The sequence below is a fragment of the Methylobacterium sp. BI1 genome, assembly GCF_056680125.1.
Window position 1 is genome coordinate 304,144 of the sequence record NZ_CM155267.1, and the last position, 13,811, is coordinate 317,954.

14 protein-coding genes are annotated in these 13,811 nt (G+C 71.7%); 5 read left to right on the forward strand and 9 right to left on the reverse strand.

All coding sequences use genetic code 11. The features are described 5' to 3' along the window. Nucleotides 1-52 precede the first annotated feature (52 nt). Genes AC1MGR_RS01480 through oxlT form a run of 4 tightly spaced genes read right to left on the reverse strand, consistent with a single transcriptional unit; the run spans nt 53 to nt 4,736 of the window. Complete coding sequence (locus tag AC1MGR_RS01480; RefSeq protein ID WP_480233427.1) at nt 53-1,609, reverse strand: acyl--CoA ligase; 1,557 nt, start codon at nt 1,607-1,609, stop codon at nt 53-55. Nucleotides 1,610-1,629: 20 nt separating this feature from the next. Beyond that, nucleotides 1,630-2,640 (reverse strand): 2-dehydropantoate 2-reductase, encoded by a 1,011-nt coding sequence (locus AC1MGR_RS01485; protein WP_108035710.1) that lies wholly within the window; start codon nt 2,638-2,640, stop codon nt 1,630-1,632. A gap of 55 nt (nt 2,641-2,695) precedes the next feature. Then, nucleotides 2,696-3,460: a fumarylacetoacetate hydrolase family protein gene (locus AC1MGR_RS01490; RefSeq protein ID WP_480233428.1), complete on the reverse strand. Its 765-nt coding sequence runs from the start codon at nt 3,458-3,460 to the stop codon at nt 2,696-2,698. Nucleotides 3,461-3,464: 4 nt separating this feature from the next. Next, nucleotides 3,465-4,736: an oxalate/formate MFS antiporter gene (gene oxlT / locus AC1MGR_RS01495; protein WP_108035714.1), complete on the reverse strand. Its 1,272-nt coding sequence runs from the start codon at nt 4,734-4,736 to the stop codon at nt 3,465-3,467. 431 nt (nt 4,737-5,167) lie between these two features. Between oxlT and AC1MGR_RS01500 the strand changes: the two genes are divergently transcribed. From AC1MGR_RS01500 to AC1MGR_RS01520, 5 genes are all read left to right on the forward strand, one after another. Then, nucleotides 5,168-5,380, forward strand: a complete 213-nt coding sequence (locus tag AC1MGR_RS01500; protein ID WP_055946396.1) for a CsbD family protein — start codon at nt 5,168-5,170, stop codon at nt 5,378-5,380. Between the two features lie 149 nt (nt 5,381-5,529). After that, nucleotides 5,530-5,913: a CsbD family protein gene (locus tag AC1MGR_RS01505; protein WP_480233429.1), complete on the forward strand. Its 384-nt coding sequence runs from the start codon at nt 5,530-5,532 to the stop codon at nt 5,911-5,913. 161 nt (nt 5,914-6,074) lie between these two features. Then, a complete protein-coding gene (locus tag AC1MGR_RS01510; RefSeq protein WP_480233430.1) occupies nt 6,075-6,857 on the forward strand; it encodes a creatininase family protein in 783 nt (260 codons plus the stop codon). 239 nt (nt 6,858-7,096) lie between these two features. After that, nucleotides 7,097-7,705 carry a sigma-70 family RNA polymerase sigma factor gene (locus AC1MGR_RS01515; RefSeq protein ID WP_480234900.1) on the forward strand — a complete coding sequence of 203 codons (609 nt, stop codon included), beginning with the start codon at nt 7,097-7,099 and terminating at the stop codon, nt 7,703-7,705. After that, nucleotides 7,698-8,357 carry an NrsF family protein gene (locus AC1MGR_RS01520; protein ID WP_108035720.1) on the forward strand — a complete coding sequence of 220 codons (660 nt, stop codon included), beginning with the start codon at nt 7,698-7,700 and terminating at the stop codon, nt 8,355-8,357. Before AC1MGR_RS01515 ends, AC1MGR_RS01520 begins: the two co-directional genes overlap by 8 nt. Nucleotides 8,358-8,438: 81 nt before the next feature. Here the strand turns inward: AC1MGR_RS01520 and AC1MGR_RS01525 are convergent, their stop codons facing one another. The 5 genes from AC1MGR_RS01525 to AC1MGR_RS01545 all read right to left on the reverse strand — a co-directional run bounded on the left by AC1MGR_RS01525 (nt 8,439) and on the right by AC1MGR_RS01545 (nt 13,754). Next, nucleotides 8,439-9,314 (reverse strand): alpha/beta fold hydrolase, encoded by an 876-nt coding sequence (locus AC1MGR_RS01525; protein WP_480233431.1) that lies wholly within the window; start codon nt 9,312-9,314, stop codon nt 8,439-8,441. A 187-nt stretch (nt 9,315-9,501) separates the two neighbouring features. Further along, complete coding sequence (gene dapD, locus AC1MGR_RS01530) at nt 9,502-10,356, reverse strand: 2,3,4,5-tetrahydropyridine-2,6-dicarboxylate N-succinyltransferase (RefSeq protein WP_055946411.1); 855 nt, start codon at nt 10,354-10,356, stop codon at nt 9,502-9,504. Between the two features lie 141 nt (nt 10,357-10,497). Further along, on the reverse strand, nt 10,498-10,899 hold the full coding sequence (locus AC1MGR_RS01535) for a hypothetical protein (protein WP_480233432.1): 402 nt from the start codon (nt 10,897-10,899) through the stop codon (nt 10,498-10,500). 343 nt (nt 10,900-11,242) lie between these two features. Further along, a complete protein-coding gene (locus AC1MGR_RS01540) occupies nt 11,243-11,701 on the reverse strand; it encodes a Crp/Fnr family transcriptional regulator (protein ID WP_108035728.1) in 459 nt (152 codons plus the stop codon). Between the two features lie 211 nt (nt 11,702-11,912). Continuing rightward, nucleotides 11,913-13,754, reverse strand: a complete 1,842-nt coding sequence (locus tag AC1MGR_RS01545) for a hypothetical protein (protein WP_480233433.1) — start codon at nt 13,752-13,754, stop codon at nt 11,913-11,915. Nucleotides 13,755-13,811: the final 57 nt, after the last annotated feature.

Below are 13,811 nucleotides of genomic sequence, written 5' to 3' on the forward strand. Positions count from 1 at the left end.
TTGAGCGGCAGGGCCCGGGCTTTCCCCAGGCCCTGCCGCGTGGAATCCGGCCTCAGACCAGCCCCAGCTTCTGCGCGAGGCCGATCCGCTGGAGCTTGCCGGTAGCTCCCTTCGGGATCTCGTCCAGGATCATGATCTTGGCCGGCACCTTGAAGGCGGCGAGCCGCTCCGAGGCGAAGCCGCGCAACTCCTTCTCGACGAGGTGGTGTCCCTCGCGTAGCACGATCGCGGCGCAGACGTCCTCACCGAGCTTGTCGTGCGGCATCGCGAAGGTGACGCACTGCGACACCGCCGGGTGGTCCATCAGGATCTCGTCGACTTCACGGGGCGAAATCTTCTCGCCGCCCCGGTTGATGATCTCCTTGAGGCGGCCCGTGATGGTCAGGTAGCCTTCCGCGCTGAGCGAGCCCTGGTCGCCGGTCCGGAACCAGCCCTGCTTGGTGAAGGCCTCCGCATTGGCCTTGTCGTTGTTCTCGTAGCCCGACATCACGTTGTCGCCGCGGATGACGATCTCGCCGGTCTCGCCGGCGGGCAGGGGCTCGCCGTCCTCGTCCACGATGGCGATCTCCGGACCGGCCGCGAGACCGACCGAGCCGGCGTAGTGCGGACGCGGCGGCAGCGGGTTCGAGGCCATCTGGTGAGAGGCCTCCGTCATGCCGTAGGCCTCGATCAGGGGCGCGCCGAAGACCTCCTCAATCTCCTTCATGACCTGCGGCGGCATGGAGGAGGAGGACGAGCGGATGAAGCGGAGGGGATTGGCCTCGATGATCTCCCGGTTGCGGGAAGCGCGTCCGAGGATCGCCTGGTGCATCGTCGGCACCGCCGTGTACCAGGTCGGGCGGACCTCGCTCATCCAACCGAAGAACTTCAGGGCGTTGAAGCCCGGGGTGCAGCAGACCTGGCCTCCGGCCGAGAGCGGCGCCAGGATACCGGCGATCAGCCCGTGGATGTGGAAGAGCGGCATGATGTTGAGGCCGCGATCCTCGGCCGTGAAGGCCAGGGTGGCGCGGATGTTGCGGGCCGAGGCGCAGACGTTCGACTGCTTCAGGGGCACGATCTTCGGGCGCGAGGTGGTGCCGGAGGTGTGCAGCACGAGGCCGATATCGTCGGGATGGGCTGGGCCGCCCTGCGACGCCGAGGCAGCGGCAGAGCCCTCGAAGGATAGGGTGAAGCAGCCCGCGCCCTCTTCCGGGGTGGGGGTGAGACGCACCACCGGCACCCCGAGGCGCGCGGCCACGGCCACGGCCGGGCTCTCGGAGCCTGCCGCGACGACCAGCAGGCGGGCGTTGAGGTCGGAGAGATAGAACGTGAACTCGTCCGCCTTGTAGCTCGGATTCAGGGGGGCGGCCGTCGTGCCGGCCCCGATCGCGATGAAGGCGGCCGCCATCTCCGGCCCGTTGTCGAGGACGATGCCGACCCGATCGTTCCGACCGATGCCCTGCGCATTGAGGGCCGCGATCGTCCGGTCCGTGAGCGTGCGGAGCTGGCCGAAGGTCAGCGGCGCGCCACCGGGGCTCGACAGGGCGGTGGCCTCCTCGGCCCCGGCGCGGATCAGGCCGTGGAGCGTGGTGGCGGCGGTCGTCGGTGCGGCGGTCTCGGCCATGGTCATCGTCCTCGAATGTCTGGGGTTCAGGCCGGCGTGATGGAGAGGCGCCCCTGCGCCCGCTCCAGGCTCTGGGCGAGAAGGCGCATCAGGGCGTAAACGGTATCAATGTGCGGCGTCGGGGTGTCGGTGAGGCGCCCGAGCTCGATGATCGAGCCGACCAGGGCCTCGAGCTCGATCGGCCGGCCGGCCTCCACGTCCTGCAGCATCGAGGTCTTGTGGGCGCCGACCTTCTCGGCCCCCGCGATGCGGCGCTCGATGCCGAGCTTGAAGGTGACGCCGAGGCGGTTCGCGATCGTCTCCGCTTCCCGCATCATGTCGGCGGCGAGCGCCCGGGTCTCGGGAAACTGGCAGATGTCCACCAGGGTGGCGTGGGCCAGCGCCGAGATCGGGTTGAAGCTGAGGTTGCCCCAGAGCTTGAGCCAGATCTCCGCCCGGATGTCGCTGGTTACCGGCGCGCGGAAACCCGCCTTGATCAGGGTCTGGGCCAGGGACTGCACCCGCGGTGACATCGAGCCGTCGAGCTCACCGAGTCCGAAGCGATGGCCCTCCACCACCTGCACCACACCGGGCTCGGTCAGCACGGCGGCCGGGTACACCACCGACCCGATGACGTGCTTCGGGTCGAGGTGCTGGGCGATGAGGCCGCCCGGATCGGCGGTCTCCAGGTGCGTACCCGTCAGGTCTCCGCCGTGCCCCTGCGAAAAGTACCACCACGGGATGCCGTTCTGCATCGTCACCACCATCGTCTCGGGTCCGATGAGGTGGTGCAGGTCGGCCGCGATCGGCCCGACCTGATGCGCCTTGACGGTGAGGAGCACGATGTCGTGCCGGCCCGCCTCGGCCATCGACTTGGTCGCCTTGAGGTTCGTCACATGGATCTCGGAGCCATCCTCCTCGATCAGCCGCATGCCGTTCCGCTGGATGGCGTCGAGATTGGCGCCGCGCGCGATGAAAGTGACGTCCTCGCCCGCATGGGCGAGGCGCACGCCGAGAAATCCTCCGATGGCGCCGGCGCCGACGATCGCGATGCTCATATGGGTGTCCTTAAAACCTGTCCTGATCACGTCCGCTTCGTAGGCGTCGGGTGTGTCATGAAACGCCGTTCGACAACACGCCGATGCCGGAGATCTCCACCTCCACCGTGGCGCCCCGGGGGATCGGGCCGCTGCCCACCGAGGTGCCGCAGGCGATGAGGTCGCCGGGCTCCAGAGTCATGTCCCGCGAGAGCTCGGCCACGAGTTCGGCGGGGCGGCGCATCATGTCGGCGAGAGGATAGCGCTGGCGCTCGCGCCCGTTCACCCGCACCGCCACATCGAGCACCTCGGGATCGATGTCGGTGGCAATCACCGGACCGAAGGGGCCGAAGCCGTCGAAGCCCTTGGATCGGGTCCAGTGCACGAAGCTCGGGTCGGCCTTCAGCGTCTCCAACGCGGTGACGTCGTTCACGCAGGTGTAGCCGAAGATGTGCCCGGCCGCCGTCTCCGGCGTGAGGTCTCGGCCCCGCCGGCCGATCACGATCCCGAGCTCCCCCTCGAAGAGCAGTCGGCCGACGCCCTCGGGCGCGGTGATCGTCTGCCCGCTCGCGAGGTAGCAGCTCGCCGGCTTCACGAAGTACAGCGGCACGTCGGGCCGGGTCAGTCCCTGCTTCTCCGCCGAAGCATGGAAGTTGTTCCACAGGGCGATGTACTTCGAGGGCCGGCACGGCAGGTCGAGGGTGACCTCGGACAACGGCAGGGTTGCGCCGGTGGGCGTCGGATCAGCGAACAGATCGCCCGCGTGAACCTGGATGGTCTCGCCGTCGAGGCGGCCGAAGCCGCTCGCGCCGTCGTGGAGGTAGCGAAGCCAGCGTGCCATCGGGTCAGCTCCGGGCAATGAACCGGGCGCGCATCGGCTTCAGCACGAAGAGCGCGAGGAACCCGGCCAGGAAGGCCATGCCGGAAGCGGCATAGAACACGTTCTGCCAGCTGCCGGTCTTGGCCTGGATCATGAGCAGGATCGGCAGCAGCAGGGCGGCGGTGCCCTTGGCGGTGTAGAGGAGGCCGGCATTGGCCGCCGCATTCTTGTCGCCGTAGGTGTCGCTGCAGGTGGCCGGAAACAGAGAGTAGATTTCGCCCCAGGCGAAGAACACGAGGCCGGTGAGCAGCACGAAGGCCATGGGGATGTGGGCGAACATGCCGAGCGCCAGGATGCCGGCCCCCTCGATCATGAAGGCGATGACCATCGTGTTCTCGCGCCCGATCTTGTCCGAGACCCAGCCGAAGAACGGTCGGGTCACACCGTTGAGCACCCGGTCGATGGTGAGCGCGAAGGTCAGGGCGGGCAGGGTGATGCCGATGAGCGAGACCTCGACGCCCGCGACCTTGAAGTCCTTGGCGATGGGCGCAAGGGAGGCGGCCGCCATCAGGCCACCGGCGGCCATCATCACGAACATCAGGTAGAGAAGCCAGAAGACAGGCGTCCGGACCATCTCGGCGGTCGAGTACTGGCGTCGGGTGACGGTGTTCACGATCGCGGTGCGGCCGGCCAGCATCCGATCCTTGAACGCGGCGCTCGGCGAGACGAGGAGCAGGGCCGCCAGCATGACGACCAAGCCCTGTCCGAGGCCGAACACGAAGAACGTGTGCTGATAGCCGGAATCGCGGATCATGTTGGCGATCGGGATCACGGTCAGGGCCGAGCCCGCGCCGAAACCGGCCGCGGTGAGGCCGGCGGCGAAGCCGCGCCGATCGGGAAACCACTTCAGGGCGTTGCCGACGCAGGTGCCGTAGACCGCGCCCGCGCCGACGCCGCTGATGGCGGCGGCCGCATACAGCATGCCGAGGGAGTCGGCGTAGGAGTTCATCACCCAGCCGAGGGCGCAGAGGGCGCCGCCGAAGATGGTCACGAGGCGCGGGCCGTACTTGTCGACGAACCAGCCTTCGATCGGCACCAACCAGGTCTCCATCACCACGAAGATTGTGAAGGCCCACTGGATCGCGGTGCGTTCCCAGCCGAATTTCTGCTGGATCGGATCGACGAACAGCGTCCAGCCATACTGCAGGTTGGCGATCATCGACATGCACAGCACGCCGAGGACGAGCTGCCCCCACCGACCGAGCGGTGGCGCATCCACCTTCGCAGCGAGCCCCATGCGGCTGGCGGCGCCGTCGGGTGGCGCGATCGACGTCGTCCCGGGCGAGACGGGCGCAGCACTACGCGCGGTCATGGGCGTCTTCCTCGACTCAACTCTTGTTTACGAGTTTCGGTTTTATCGGCAATTATTTTGAATTCAAGGATCTATACCTCGGCCAAACCTTCAGTTCGTCTGCAAAATTTTTGGGTTAAGCCGCTAAAAAATTTGAGATGCTGCACGTCTACGGCATCCGGCCCGCGGCTTCTCTCGCAGTGCAAGAACGATGTTTGCGGTGCGTCGCGGGAAGGCGCAGCGGGCAGGCTCCAGGTGGGCGGAGAACTGTCGGGAAGGGAACCAACGGCAGCAGGCACCGTTACGGTTGCCAGACGACGCCGGGTCGCATCCTGCGACCGGACGTTCAGCCTGACACCAACCTTACGGAGCGTTCGATGAGCAGCACGACGGACAAGATCAAGGGTCTCGCCAACGAGGCCGTCGGCAACATCAAGCAGGGCATCGGTTCGGCCACCGGCAATGAGAAGCTGCAGGCCGAGGGCAAGGCTCAGGAATTGAAGGGCGAAGCCCAGAAGACCGTCGGCGACGCCAAGGACGGCATCAAGGGCGCGGCCCAGAGCGCGGCCGACGCCGTCAAGAAGATCTGAGTGGGTCGCCCCTGCGCGTCGGACTTCCGACGGGCCGAGACGGCGCGCCGTAGCGCCAACCCACAGCATCATCGAAACAGTCCTGGCCGGAGCGACCGAAAGTACGTTCGGGTGGTCTGGCAGGGGCCGAGACGAGAAGGATCTTGAAGATGAACCGCGACCAGATCGAGGGTGGAATCCGGAACATCCGAGGCCGTGGGCGCTCCGCACTCGGCGCCGTGACCGGACGGGTCCGTCCGCAGGCCGAGGGCGCTTACGATCAGGCGGCCGGAGCCGTCCAAGCGGCCTATGGCCGAGCCCGCAACACGGCCGACGACCTGCAGCGCGACGGAGCTCACCTCGTCGACGAGGCCCGCTATCGGGGCCGGGCGATCGCTGACGACCTTCAGGACCGTGGTCGGCTTTATCAGGACGAGGCCGTGCGACGCGGCCGCGCCGTCGCGCGCCGGGCCGACGAGAACAAGGGTGCCACGCTCCTCCTCGTAGCCGCGGCCGCTTTCGGTGCCGGCTGGCTCCTGCGCCGCACCCGCTGAACCGGCGAACGGATAGCTGAAAGAGGGCTGGGGCGTTCACACGTCCCGGCCCTCTGCGCGTTCGGCAGCCCGGCACGGTGCGCCCCTTGGAGGAAGCGGGGTTTCCGTGGCACGCAGGGCGGCGCGCGGCGTCTCGATCGCTTCGCCCGAGGAGTGCGGAGATGCCGATACGCCACTGGGCCGAATTGACGACGGACGAAATCCGGGATCGCGACATGGGTCGCGCCATCGCGGTGCTGCCCGTCGCCGCCATCGAGCAGCACGGCCCGCACCTGCCGCTGGCCACCGACGCGATCATCGCCGAGGGCTATCTCGCGCGCCTCACGGCGCTGTCGGCCGACGATCTCGACGTCCTGCTCCTGCCGGTCCAAGTCGTCGGCAAGTCCGACGAGCATGAGGGTTTTCCCGGGACCCTGTCCCTGGCCACCGCGACGGCCCTGCAGGCCTGGACCGGGATCGGCGATGCCGTCCGCCGCACGGGCTGCGGCAAGCTCGTCATCGTGACCTCGCACGGCGGCAACAGCGGCCTGATCGACCTCGTGGCCGGGGACCTGCGCGGGCGTCACGCCATGGTGGCGGTGACCACGGCCTGGAGTCGCTTCGGCTATCCTGACGGGCTGTTCCCCGAGGCGGAGATCCGTTACGGCATCCATGGCGGCGGCATCGAGACCGCCCTGATGCTGGCCCTGCGGCCGGATCTGGTGCGCCGCTCGGAGATCACGGATTTCACGCCGCGCACGTTAGCGATGGAGCGGACCTTCACCCATCTGCGCGCGGGCCGTCCCGCCGCCTTCGCCTGGCGGGCGGAAGACCTCAACCCGGCCGGCGCCATCGGCGACGCCCGGCTCGGCACTGCGGCGGCGGGGGATCGTGCCCTCGACCACGGCGCCCGTGCCTTCCTCGAACTCCTGCGCGACGTCGACCGCTTCCGTCTGGCCGAGTGAGAGGGCGAATCATGTGAGATCGGTCCCATGCACGCCGTAACCTCGCGGGAGTCCGGCGCGAACAAGCCTGATGCGCGCGTGTCGACCATCGGAAGGTCGACCTCCCGGATCATGGAGCACTCCCGATGGCCTGTGCCGTCACGGCCGGACTTGATCGGCCGACCCTACCGGGCCGCGACGCCTTCGGCTGGGCGACGGTCGCCCGGCCCGCCGCGGCGGCCAGCGGGTTCAGCGCGCGCATGAGACGGGATGAGGCTCTGGCGTCCGACATGGCGGCCGCCCAGGCGGGCGATGCGGAGGCCTATCGCCGCCTTCTGCGCGACTGCCTTCCGGTGATTGCCGGACTGGCGCGGGCGCAGGGCGTCCGGGCGGATGCGGTGGACGACGTGGTGCAGGACGTGCTGCTGACGATTCACCGGGCGCGGGCGACCTACGATCCGGCCCGGCCCTTCCTGCCCTGGCTGCGCGCCATCACCCAGCGCCGGGCCATCGATAGGATGCGCCGGGCCGGTCGCCGCCCGCGGGAAGTCCACGATCCCATCGCCTACGAGGCGGAGGTCGATCGCGGGCCGGCACCGGGCCAGGGCCTGGAGGCGCGCGACCGGGAGCGGGTGCTGGCCCGGGCCGTCGCCGCCCTGCCGGAAGGCCAGCGCCAGGCCGTGGAGCACCTCGCCCTGCAGGAGCGCAGCCTGGACGAGACGGCCGCCCTGACGGGGCGCACCAAGGGTGCCCTGAAGGTCAACCTGCACCGGGCCCTGAAGGCCCTGCGGCGGACGCTGGGAGCGGATCCCACAGACCGGGACGAGGCCGCGTCCCGGCCGGGCGAGCGAGGACCCCACGATGTCTGACACGGCCCGCACCTCTTCGCATGACCGTCTGGTGGACAGCCTGGCCGGCGGTCTGCGGCCCGTCCGGCGCCTGCCCGGACCGGCCTTCCGGGCGCTCGCCTGGTGCGCGGCCGCCGCCGGATTGGGGCTCGCCCTGATGCCCTTCGCCGATCTGGAGGCCCTGCGCACCCGCATGGCGGTAGCCGACCTGCGCTACGCCGCCCTCGGCGCGGTGCTGACCGCCGTCGCGGCGGCGGTCGCGGCGTTCCAGACCAGCGTGCCGGGGCGCACCTCCGCCTGGGCGCTGCTGCCCCTGGCGCCGGCCGCGCTCTGGATCGGGGCCAGCGGCGTCGGCTGCCTGCGCGACTGGGCGGTGCCCGGGGCCGACCCCGCCGACCTGCACCAGACCGGGGGATGCGTCGCCTTCCTGCTCACCGTCTCGCTTCCGTTGTCGCTGGTCCTCGTCGGGATGCTGCGGCGGGCCTGTCCCCTGCGGCCCAACCTCACAGCGGCGCTGGCGGGGCTCTCGGCGGCGGCGGCCGCGGCGGCGCTGCTGGTCCCGTTCCATCCGCACGACGCCACCGCGACGGACCTCCTCCTCCACGCGCTCGTGGTCGGCCTCGTGATCGGGGCCAACGGCCTGGCCGGCGGACGCCTGCTGCGGCGGGGCTGAGAGCCGCGGGGGCGGGGTCGGGAACGCGCCGGTATACCAAAGGGGTCGCGGCGAGGTCGCGGGGGTTTCGCCCGGCGCCGCTCAGCCGGCGCGGATCGCGGCCGCGACCTCGCCCGGATACTCCTCGTGCGGGCTGAGCGCGCCCGGCACCGAGGCCCGGGCGACCCGGCCGGTGGCGATCAGCGCGTCCATCTCGGCGCCGGAGCGGCGCGGGGCCCGCTCCGGCCGCAGGACCAGGACCGGCGGCAGGCCGGGGGTCTCGAACAGGGCGAGGAAGTCCCGGCGATTCGCGAACGGGTCGAGGCCGCCGGTGACGAAGGCGGCGGTGCCGAAGCGGCCGCCGTTCTGGCGGGTGATGGCGTGCTTGTCGGCGATGACCCCGGGGGTGACGTGGTCGGGGTCGGCATAGACGTGGGCGCGCATCATCCGGCCGATGACGGGGCGGCTGATGTTGATGCGGTAGAGGGCGTCGCCGAGGAGCGGCAGCTCGACGGCCCGGCGCAGGCCGGCGAACAGGCCCTGGCGCTCCGGCCCGAGGGCGGTGGGCAGGGGGCCCCGCCAGGTCGGGGCGACGAGGACGAGGCGGGCGAACAGCCCCGGGTGGCGCCGGGCGGCGGCCACGAGGTAGCCGGCGGCGTGGCCGGCCCCGACCCCGAGGGCGTAGGGCCCGGGGGCCGCCGCCAGCAGGGCGTCGAGGAAGGCGTGCATCGTCTCTGGGTTCATCGGCACCCGGGCGCGGACATGGTCGCCGAAGCCCGGCCAGTCCGGCACGAGGCAGCGATAGGCGTGGCCGAGGTCCTTGGCCAGGGGCCGCATCTCGACCCGGGCCGAGATCGAGGACAGGGCGGGCAGCAGCAGGGCGTCGGGACCGCTGCCGACAACGTCGTAGGGGGTCGGCACGCGACGCCCGGCGAAGGTCAGCGCGAAGCTGCGGGCGGAATGGGCCGGGTCGATCATCGTACGCCTCTCCCTCGCATCCGGAACGATCTCACCGGCCCCAGATGGGGCAGGGCCTGCCGCACCGGCACGCGACCGAGCGCCGCCCCAAGAGGGGCTTCGCTCGGATCTCGGTCAAGCGACCCGGCGACCCCCCACGAGGGGCATTGCTCGGAACCGGGTCAAACGACCCGGCGACGCCCCGGGATCAGGTGCGCAGGAGCTCGTTGATGGCGGTCTTGGAGCGGGTGCCGGCATCGACGCGCTTGACGATGACGGCGCAGTAGAGGCCCGGGCCGGGGCTGCCGTCGGGCAGGTCCTTGCCCGGCGTGGTGCCGGAGACCACCACCGAGTAGGGCGGCACGCGGCCGTACATCACCTCGCCGGTGGTCCGGTCGATGATCTTGGTGGAGGCGCCGATATAGACGCCCATGGAGAGCACGCTGCCCTCGCCGACGATCACGCCCTCGGCCACCTCGGCGCGGGCGCCGATGAAGCAGTTGTCCTCGATGATGACCGGGTTGGCCTGCAGCGGCTCGAGCACGCCCGCGATGCCGGCGCCGCCGGAGATGTGGCAGTTCTTCCCCACCTGGGCGCAGGAGCCGATGGTGACCCAGGTGTCGACCATGGTGCCCTCGCCCACATGGGCGCCGAGGTTGATGAAGCTCGGCATCAGCACCGCGCCGGGGGCGATGTAGGAGCCGCGGCGCACCACGCAGCCGGGCACCGCCCGGAAGCCGGCCTCGCGAAAATGCTTCTTCTTCCAGCCCTCGAACTTCGACGGCACCTTGTCCCACCAGGTCGCGCCGTCGGGGCCGCCATGGATGATCTCCATGTCGTTGAGGCGGAAGGAGAGCAGCACCGCCTTCTTGAGCCACTGGTTGACCTGCCAGTCGTCGCCGACCTTCTCGGCGACCCGGGCCTTGCCGGAATCCAGGAGGTCGAGGGCCGCGTCGACGGCCTCGCGCACGGCGCCCTTGGTGCCGGTGTCGATGCCGGCGCGCTCCTCCCAGGCGGTCTCGATGGTGGCGGCGAGGTCGGTGGGGGACGCGGGGTGCGACATGGGGCAGGTTCCGGCAACGGATCGGGACGGGCCCCGTGCTTACAAAAGCCCGTCCGGCCTGTCACCTTCGCGGCCGCGGGCGGGACGCGACGCGCCGGAACCGCCCACCGGACTCGGGCCGCCGGACTCGGGCCACCGGACTCAGCCGGCGGTCATGGGCTTGGCGCTGGCATGGCCGCAGGCGTCGTAGCGGCGCTGGATGAAGACGTAGTCCTTCAGGGCGGTGTTGTAGTACTTGGCCGAGATCGAGACCTCGCGCCGGACCGGCCGCCCCTCCGTGGTGGCGCTGGGCACCCGCTCGATGGTGCAGCACTCGGTCTTGTCCCCGAGATAGTCGAGCCGGTTGGCATAGGCCCGCCCGCCGTGATCGCCGTTCTTGACGATGTCGCGGATCATGATGTCGATATAGGCCTCGTCGGGCAGGGTCGCGTTGGTCTCGTAGCAGACCAGCAGGCGGGTCGACTGCGCGTAGATCAGGTAACCCGCCCCGACGACGGCCAGCGCGAAGAAGGCGATGGTCGCCACCTGCGTCCGCCGGTTCATCGGTCGATCGTCCTGGCGCTCCGCCATTCGCATGCCCCTCCCGCAGGGCGCCGCCCCGGGCCCGGAGGCGCGCGGGGCCCGGGCGCGTGAGCCCCGGCCGAATGCCGGGGCGTCACGTGCGCCGGATGTCACGTCGGGTCGACCTTGCGCCCGATTCCATCACAAAGGGTTTCCACGACGGGTTTCCGCGACGGGGTTCGATGCGCATGGAGGTCGGCCCGGGAGGCAGCCGGGGGAAACCGGACCCGGCGGCCGGACTTGGATGCCGGACTCGGCGGCCGGACTCGGCGGCCGGACTCGGCGGCCGGACTCGGCGGCCGGACTTGGATGCCGGACTTGGCGGTTACGGCGCGATGCGGTCGAACCGGTCGCCGAGGCTGACGAGGTCGCCCGCGAACCCGGCGAGGTCGGCGCTCAGTTCGCCGTGGATCGCGCGGGCGGCGTCGGGAAACTCCTCCAGCACCCGGCGCATCAGGGTCGGGGTGATGCGGACCACCTCGGCGGGGCTCGCCGCGTCGGCGTCGCAGGGGCGCTCGCCACGCTGGAACAGGGCGAGGCGCCCGATCAGGCTGGAGCGCCCGACCGTGACGGGGGTGGCGCGCCCCCCCCGGGGGGTCAGCGTCAGGGTGCCCGACATCACCACGTAGCCGCCGTCGCCGCGCTCCCCCTGGGCGAACAGGCGCTCGCCCGCCGCGAGGCTGCGGCGCTCGGCGGCGAAGGAGAGCAGGCGCAGGGCGTCCCGGCCCAGGAAGCCGAACAGCGGCGCGGCGCTCAGAATCGCGATGTCGTCGTCGAGCGCCACCGTCCGTCCCTTCCTCTCTGCGCCGGCTCCCGCCGCGCTGGTCCTCGCCGCGCCGATCCCTGCAACGCTGTCGGGGGAGCTTAGCCGAACCGGCGGGGCCGCGAAACGGCGGGGGCGCGACACCGGCGCCGGACAGGGGCCGTCGGGCGCCCGGCCGGATCCGGCTCGGCGCCGAGGCGATGTCGGCGGACGTGTTGGAACACGCGGCGGATCAGCGGACGCGCCACAGGGCCAGGGGGGCGTCGGCGGGGGTCAGCCGTTCGAGCCAGGGCGCCGTCGCGGTCCCCCCGGCGAGCCGGCGGGCGAAGGGCGCCGCGGTGCCGGGGGAATCTTGGGGGGCCTTGCCGGGGGCTTCTTCAGAGGCCTTGCCGGGGGCTTCGCCGGGGCTCCCCGCGGCGCAGAGCGCTAGGTAGGTCGCCCCCGTCCCGGCCAGGGCCCGCCTGAGGTCGGCCGCGTCGCCGGTCAGGCCCGTGACGGAGGCCGTCAGCCCGGCGATCGCCCGGTGGTAGGGGGCCGCCACCACGGCGTGGCGGGTGCGGAGCAGGAGGGCCGGGCCGAGGTCCACGGGGGCCAGGATGGTGCCGGGCGGGACCGTCGCCAGGGCGGAGAGGGCGGCCGCGCCGAGGCAGGCTCGGTCGTCGAGGAGGGTCCGGTCCGTCGCCGGCGCCCCGCCGGTCAGGGCCGCCGCGAGGGCGGCCCAGACGTGCCCCCACAGGAGCAGGGCCAGGACCAGGGCCGGCGCCCCCGCGCGCCAGGCCGGCACCGGCCGGTTCAGGAGCCCGATGGCCCGGTCGAGGAGCGGCCCGACCACCAGGGGGAGGATGCCGACCGCCACGTAGAGGCCGCGGGCCTGGAACAGGCTCAGGCCGACGCCGGCGAGGAGGAAAATCGCCGCCAGGATCGCGGCGCGGCGGCGCTCGGGGGCGCCGCGCAGGGCCGTCCCGGCGGCGAGCAGGCCGGCCAGGAGCACCGGCGTCGTGTACGCGAGGGCGTCGCCCGGCAGGGTGCGCAGGAGGCGGTGGAGGGGCTGCATCTCGACGACCTGGTCGAGCCACGCCGCCCGGACCCCCGCCGGAAGGTCGTGGAACGGGCCCGACAGGCACTGGGGCGCCAGGACCAGGAACCCGCCGATGCCGGCGGTCCCGCAGGCCGCCGCGAAGGCGGCGCGACGGGTTTGGCTGTCGAGGCGCGGGCCGAGGGCCTTCGCCCCCGTCGCGAGGGCGGCGCCCGCGAGGACCAGCCAGAGCCAGGGGGGCGAGAGCGCGTCGCAGCGCGCGGCCGGCCACAGGGCCGGAGCGGTCTGCCCGGCGAACAGGACGAGGCTCGCGCCCGCGAGCGCCAGGGCGAATCCCCGCAGGGCCGGCAGGGCCGCCGGTCCCGCCAGGATCCAGTCGAGGAGGAGGAACATGCCCGCCAGGGCGATGAACGGCAGGGCTTCGAGGCCGACCGCCAGGGAGAGCGCGGCCGCGACCCCGCCGAGGGCGGTCCACCGGGCCGTGCGCGCCGGTTCGGCCAGGGCGAGGCCGAGGGCGAGGATCAGCAGGACCTGGACGTTGTGGTGGTCGATCCGCCCGAAGGCGAACAGGCTGCCCAGCCCCACCGCGTGGGCGGCGGAAAAGAGCGACAGCAGGGCGGCGCGGGTCCCGAACCGGGCCCGCACGGCCCGGAACACCAGGGCGAGGTAGAGCCCGAACAGGACCGGCGGCCACAGGGCCGCGACGAGGCCCTCCGCCAGGGGCCGGCCCAGCCACGGGGTCGCGAGGCCGATGAGGCCGGCGAGGGGCGCGTCGACGAGGCGGGACCAGTGCAGGGGCACGCCGGCCGGCGGCATCAGCCGGGCCTGGTTGAGGTCGAACCAGCCCTGCCCGGCCAGGAGGTCGCGGACCTGGACGAGGCGCATCGCGTCGTCGGTATCCGGCAGGTCCAGGTGCCCGACGACCGCGCGCAAGCCGGACAGGGGGTAGAGGACCCAGAGCCCGAGCGCCACGAGGAGCCAGAGCAGCGCCGGGCTGTCGAGGAGCGATCCGGCGGACGGGGCCGGGACCGCCGGCACCGGGGCGCGAAAAGAATGGCTGGGTCTCACCGGTCCGGGCTCGCGTCCATGGCCCCG

Bases quoted from the DNA above. Each gene is read 5' to 3' on its own strand.
- AC1MGR_RS01480 (WP_480233427.1), bottom strand. From the start codon at position 1,609: ATGACCATGGCCGAGACCGCCGCACCGACGACCGCCGCCACCACGCTC.
- AC1MGR_RS01485 (WP_108035710.1), bottom strand. From the start codon at position 2,640: ATGAGCATCGCGATCGTCGGCGCCGGCGCCATCGGAGGATTTCTCGGC.
- AC1MGR_RS01490 (WP_480233428.1), bottom strand. From the start codon at position 3,460: ATGGCACGCTGGCTTCGCTACCTCCACGACGGCGCGAGCGGCTTCGGC.
- oxlT (WP_108035714.1), bottom strand. From the start codon at position 4,736: ATGGGGCTCGCTGCGAAGGTGGATGCGCCACCGCTCGGTCGGTGGGGG.
- AC1MGR_RS01500 (WP_055946396.1), top strand. From the start codon at position 5,168: ATGAGCAGCACGACGGACAAGATCAAGGGTCTCGCCAACGAGGCCGTC.
- AC1MGR_RS01505 (WP_480233429.1), top strand. From the start codon at position 5,530: ATGAACCGCGACCAGATCGAGGGTGGAATCCGGAACATCCGAGGCCGT.
- AC1MGR_RS01510 (WP_480233430.1), top strand. From the start codon at position 6,075: ATGCCGATACGCCACTGGGCCGAATTGACGACGGACGAAATCCGGGAT.
- AC1MGR_RS01515 (WP_480234900.1), top strand. From the start codon at position 7,097: ATGAGACGGGATGAGGCTCTGGCGTCCGACATGGCGGCCGCCCAGGCG.
- AC1MGR_RS01520 (WP_108035720.1), top strand. From the start codon at position 7,698: ATGTCTGACACGGCCCGCACCTCTTCGCATGACCGTCTGGTGGACAGC.
- AC1MGR_RS01525 (WP_480233431.1), bottom strand. From the start codon at position 9,314: ATGATCGACCCGGCCCATTCCGCCCGCAGCTTCGCGCTGACCTTCGCC.
- dapD (WP_055946411.1), bottom strand. From the start codon at position 10,356: ATGTCGCACCCCGCGTCCCCCACCGACCTCGCCGCCACCATCGAGACC.
- AC1MGR_RS01535 (WP_480233432.1), bottom strand. From the start codon at position 10,899: ATGAACCGGCGGACGCAGGTGGCGACCATCGCCTTCTTCGCGCTGGCC.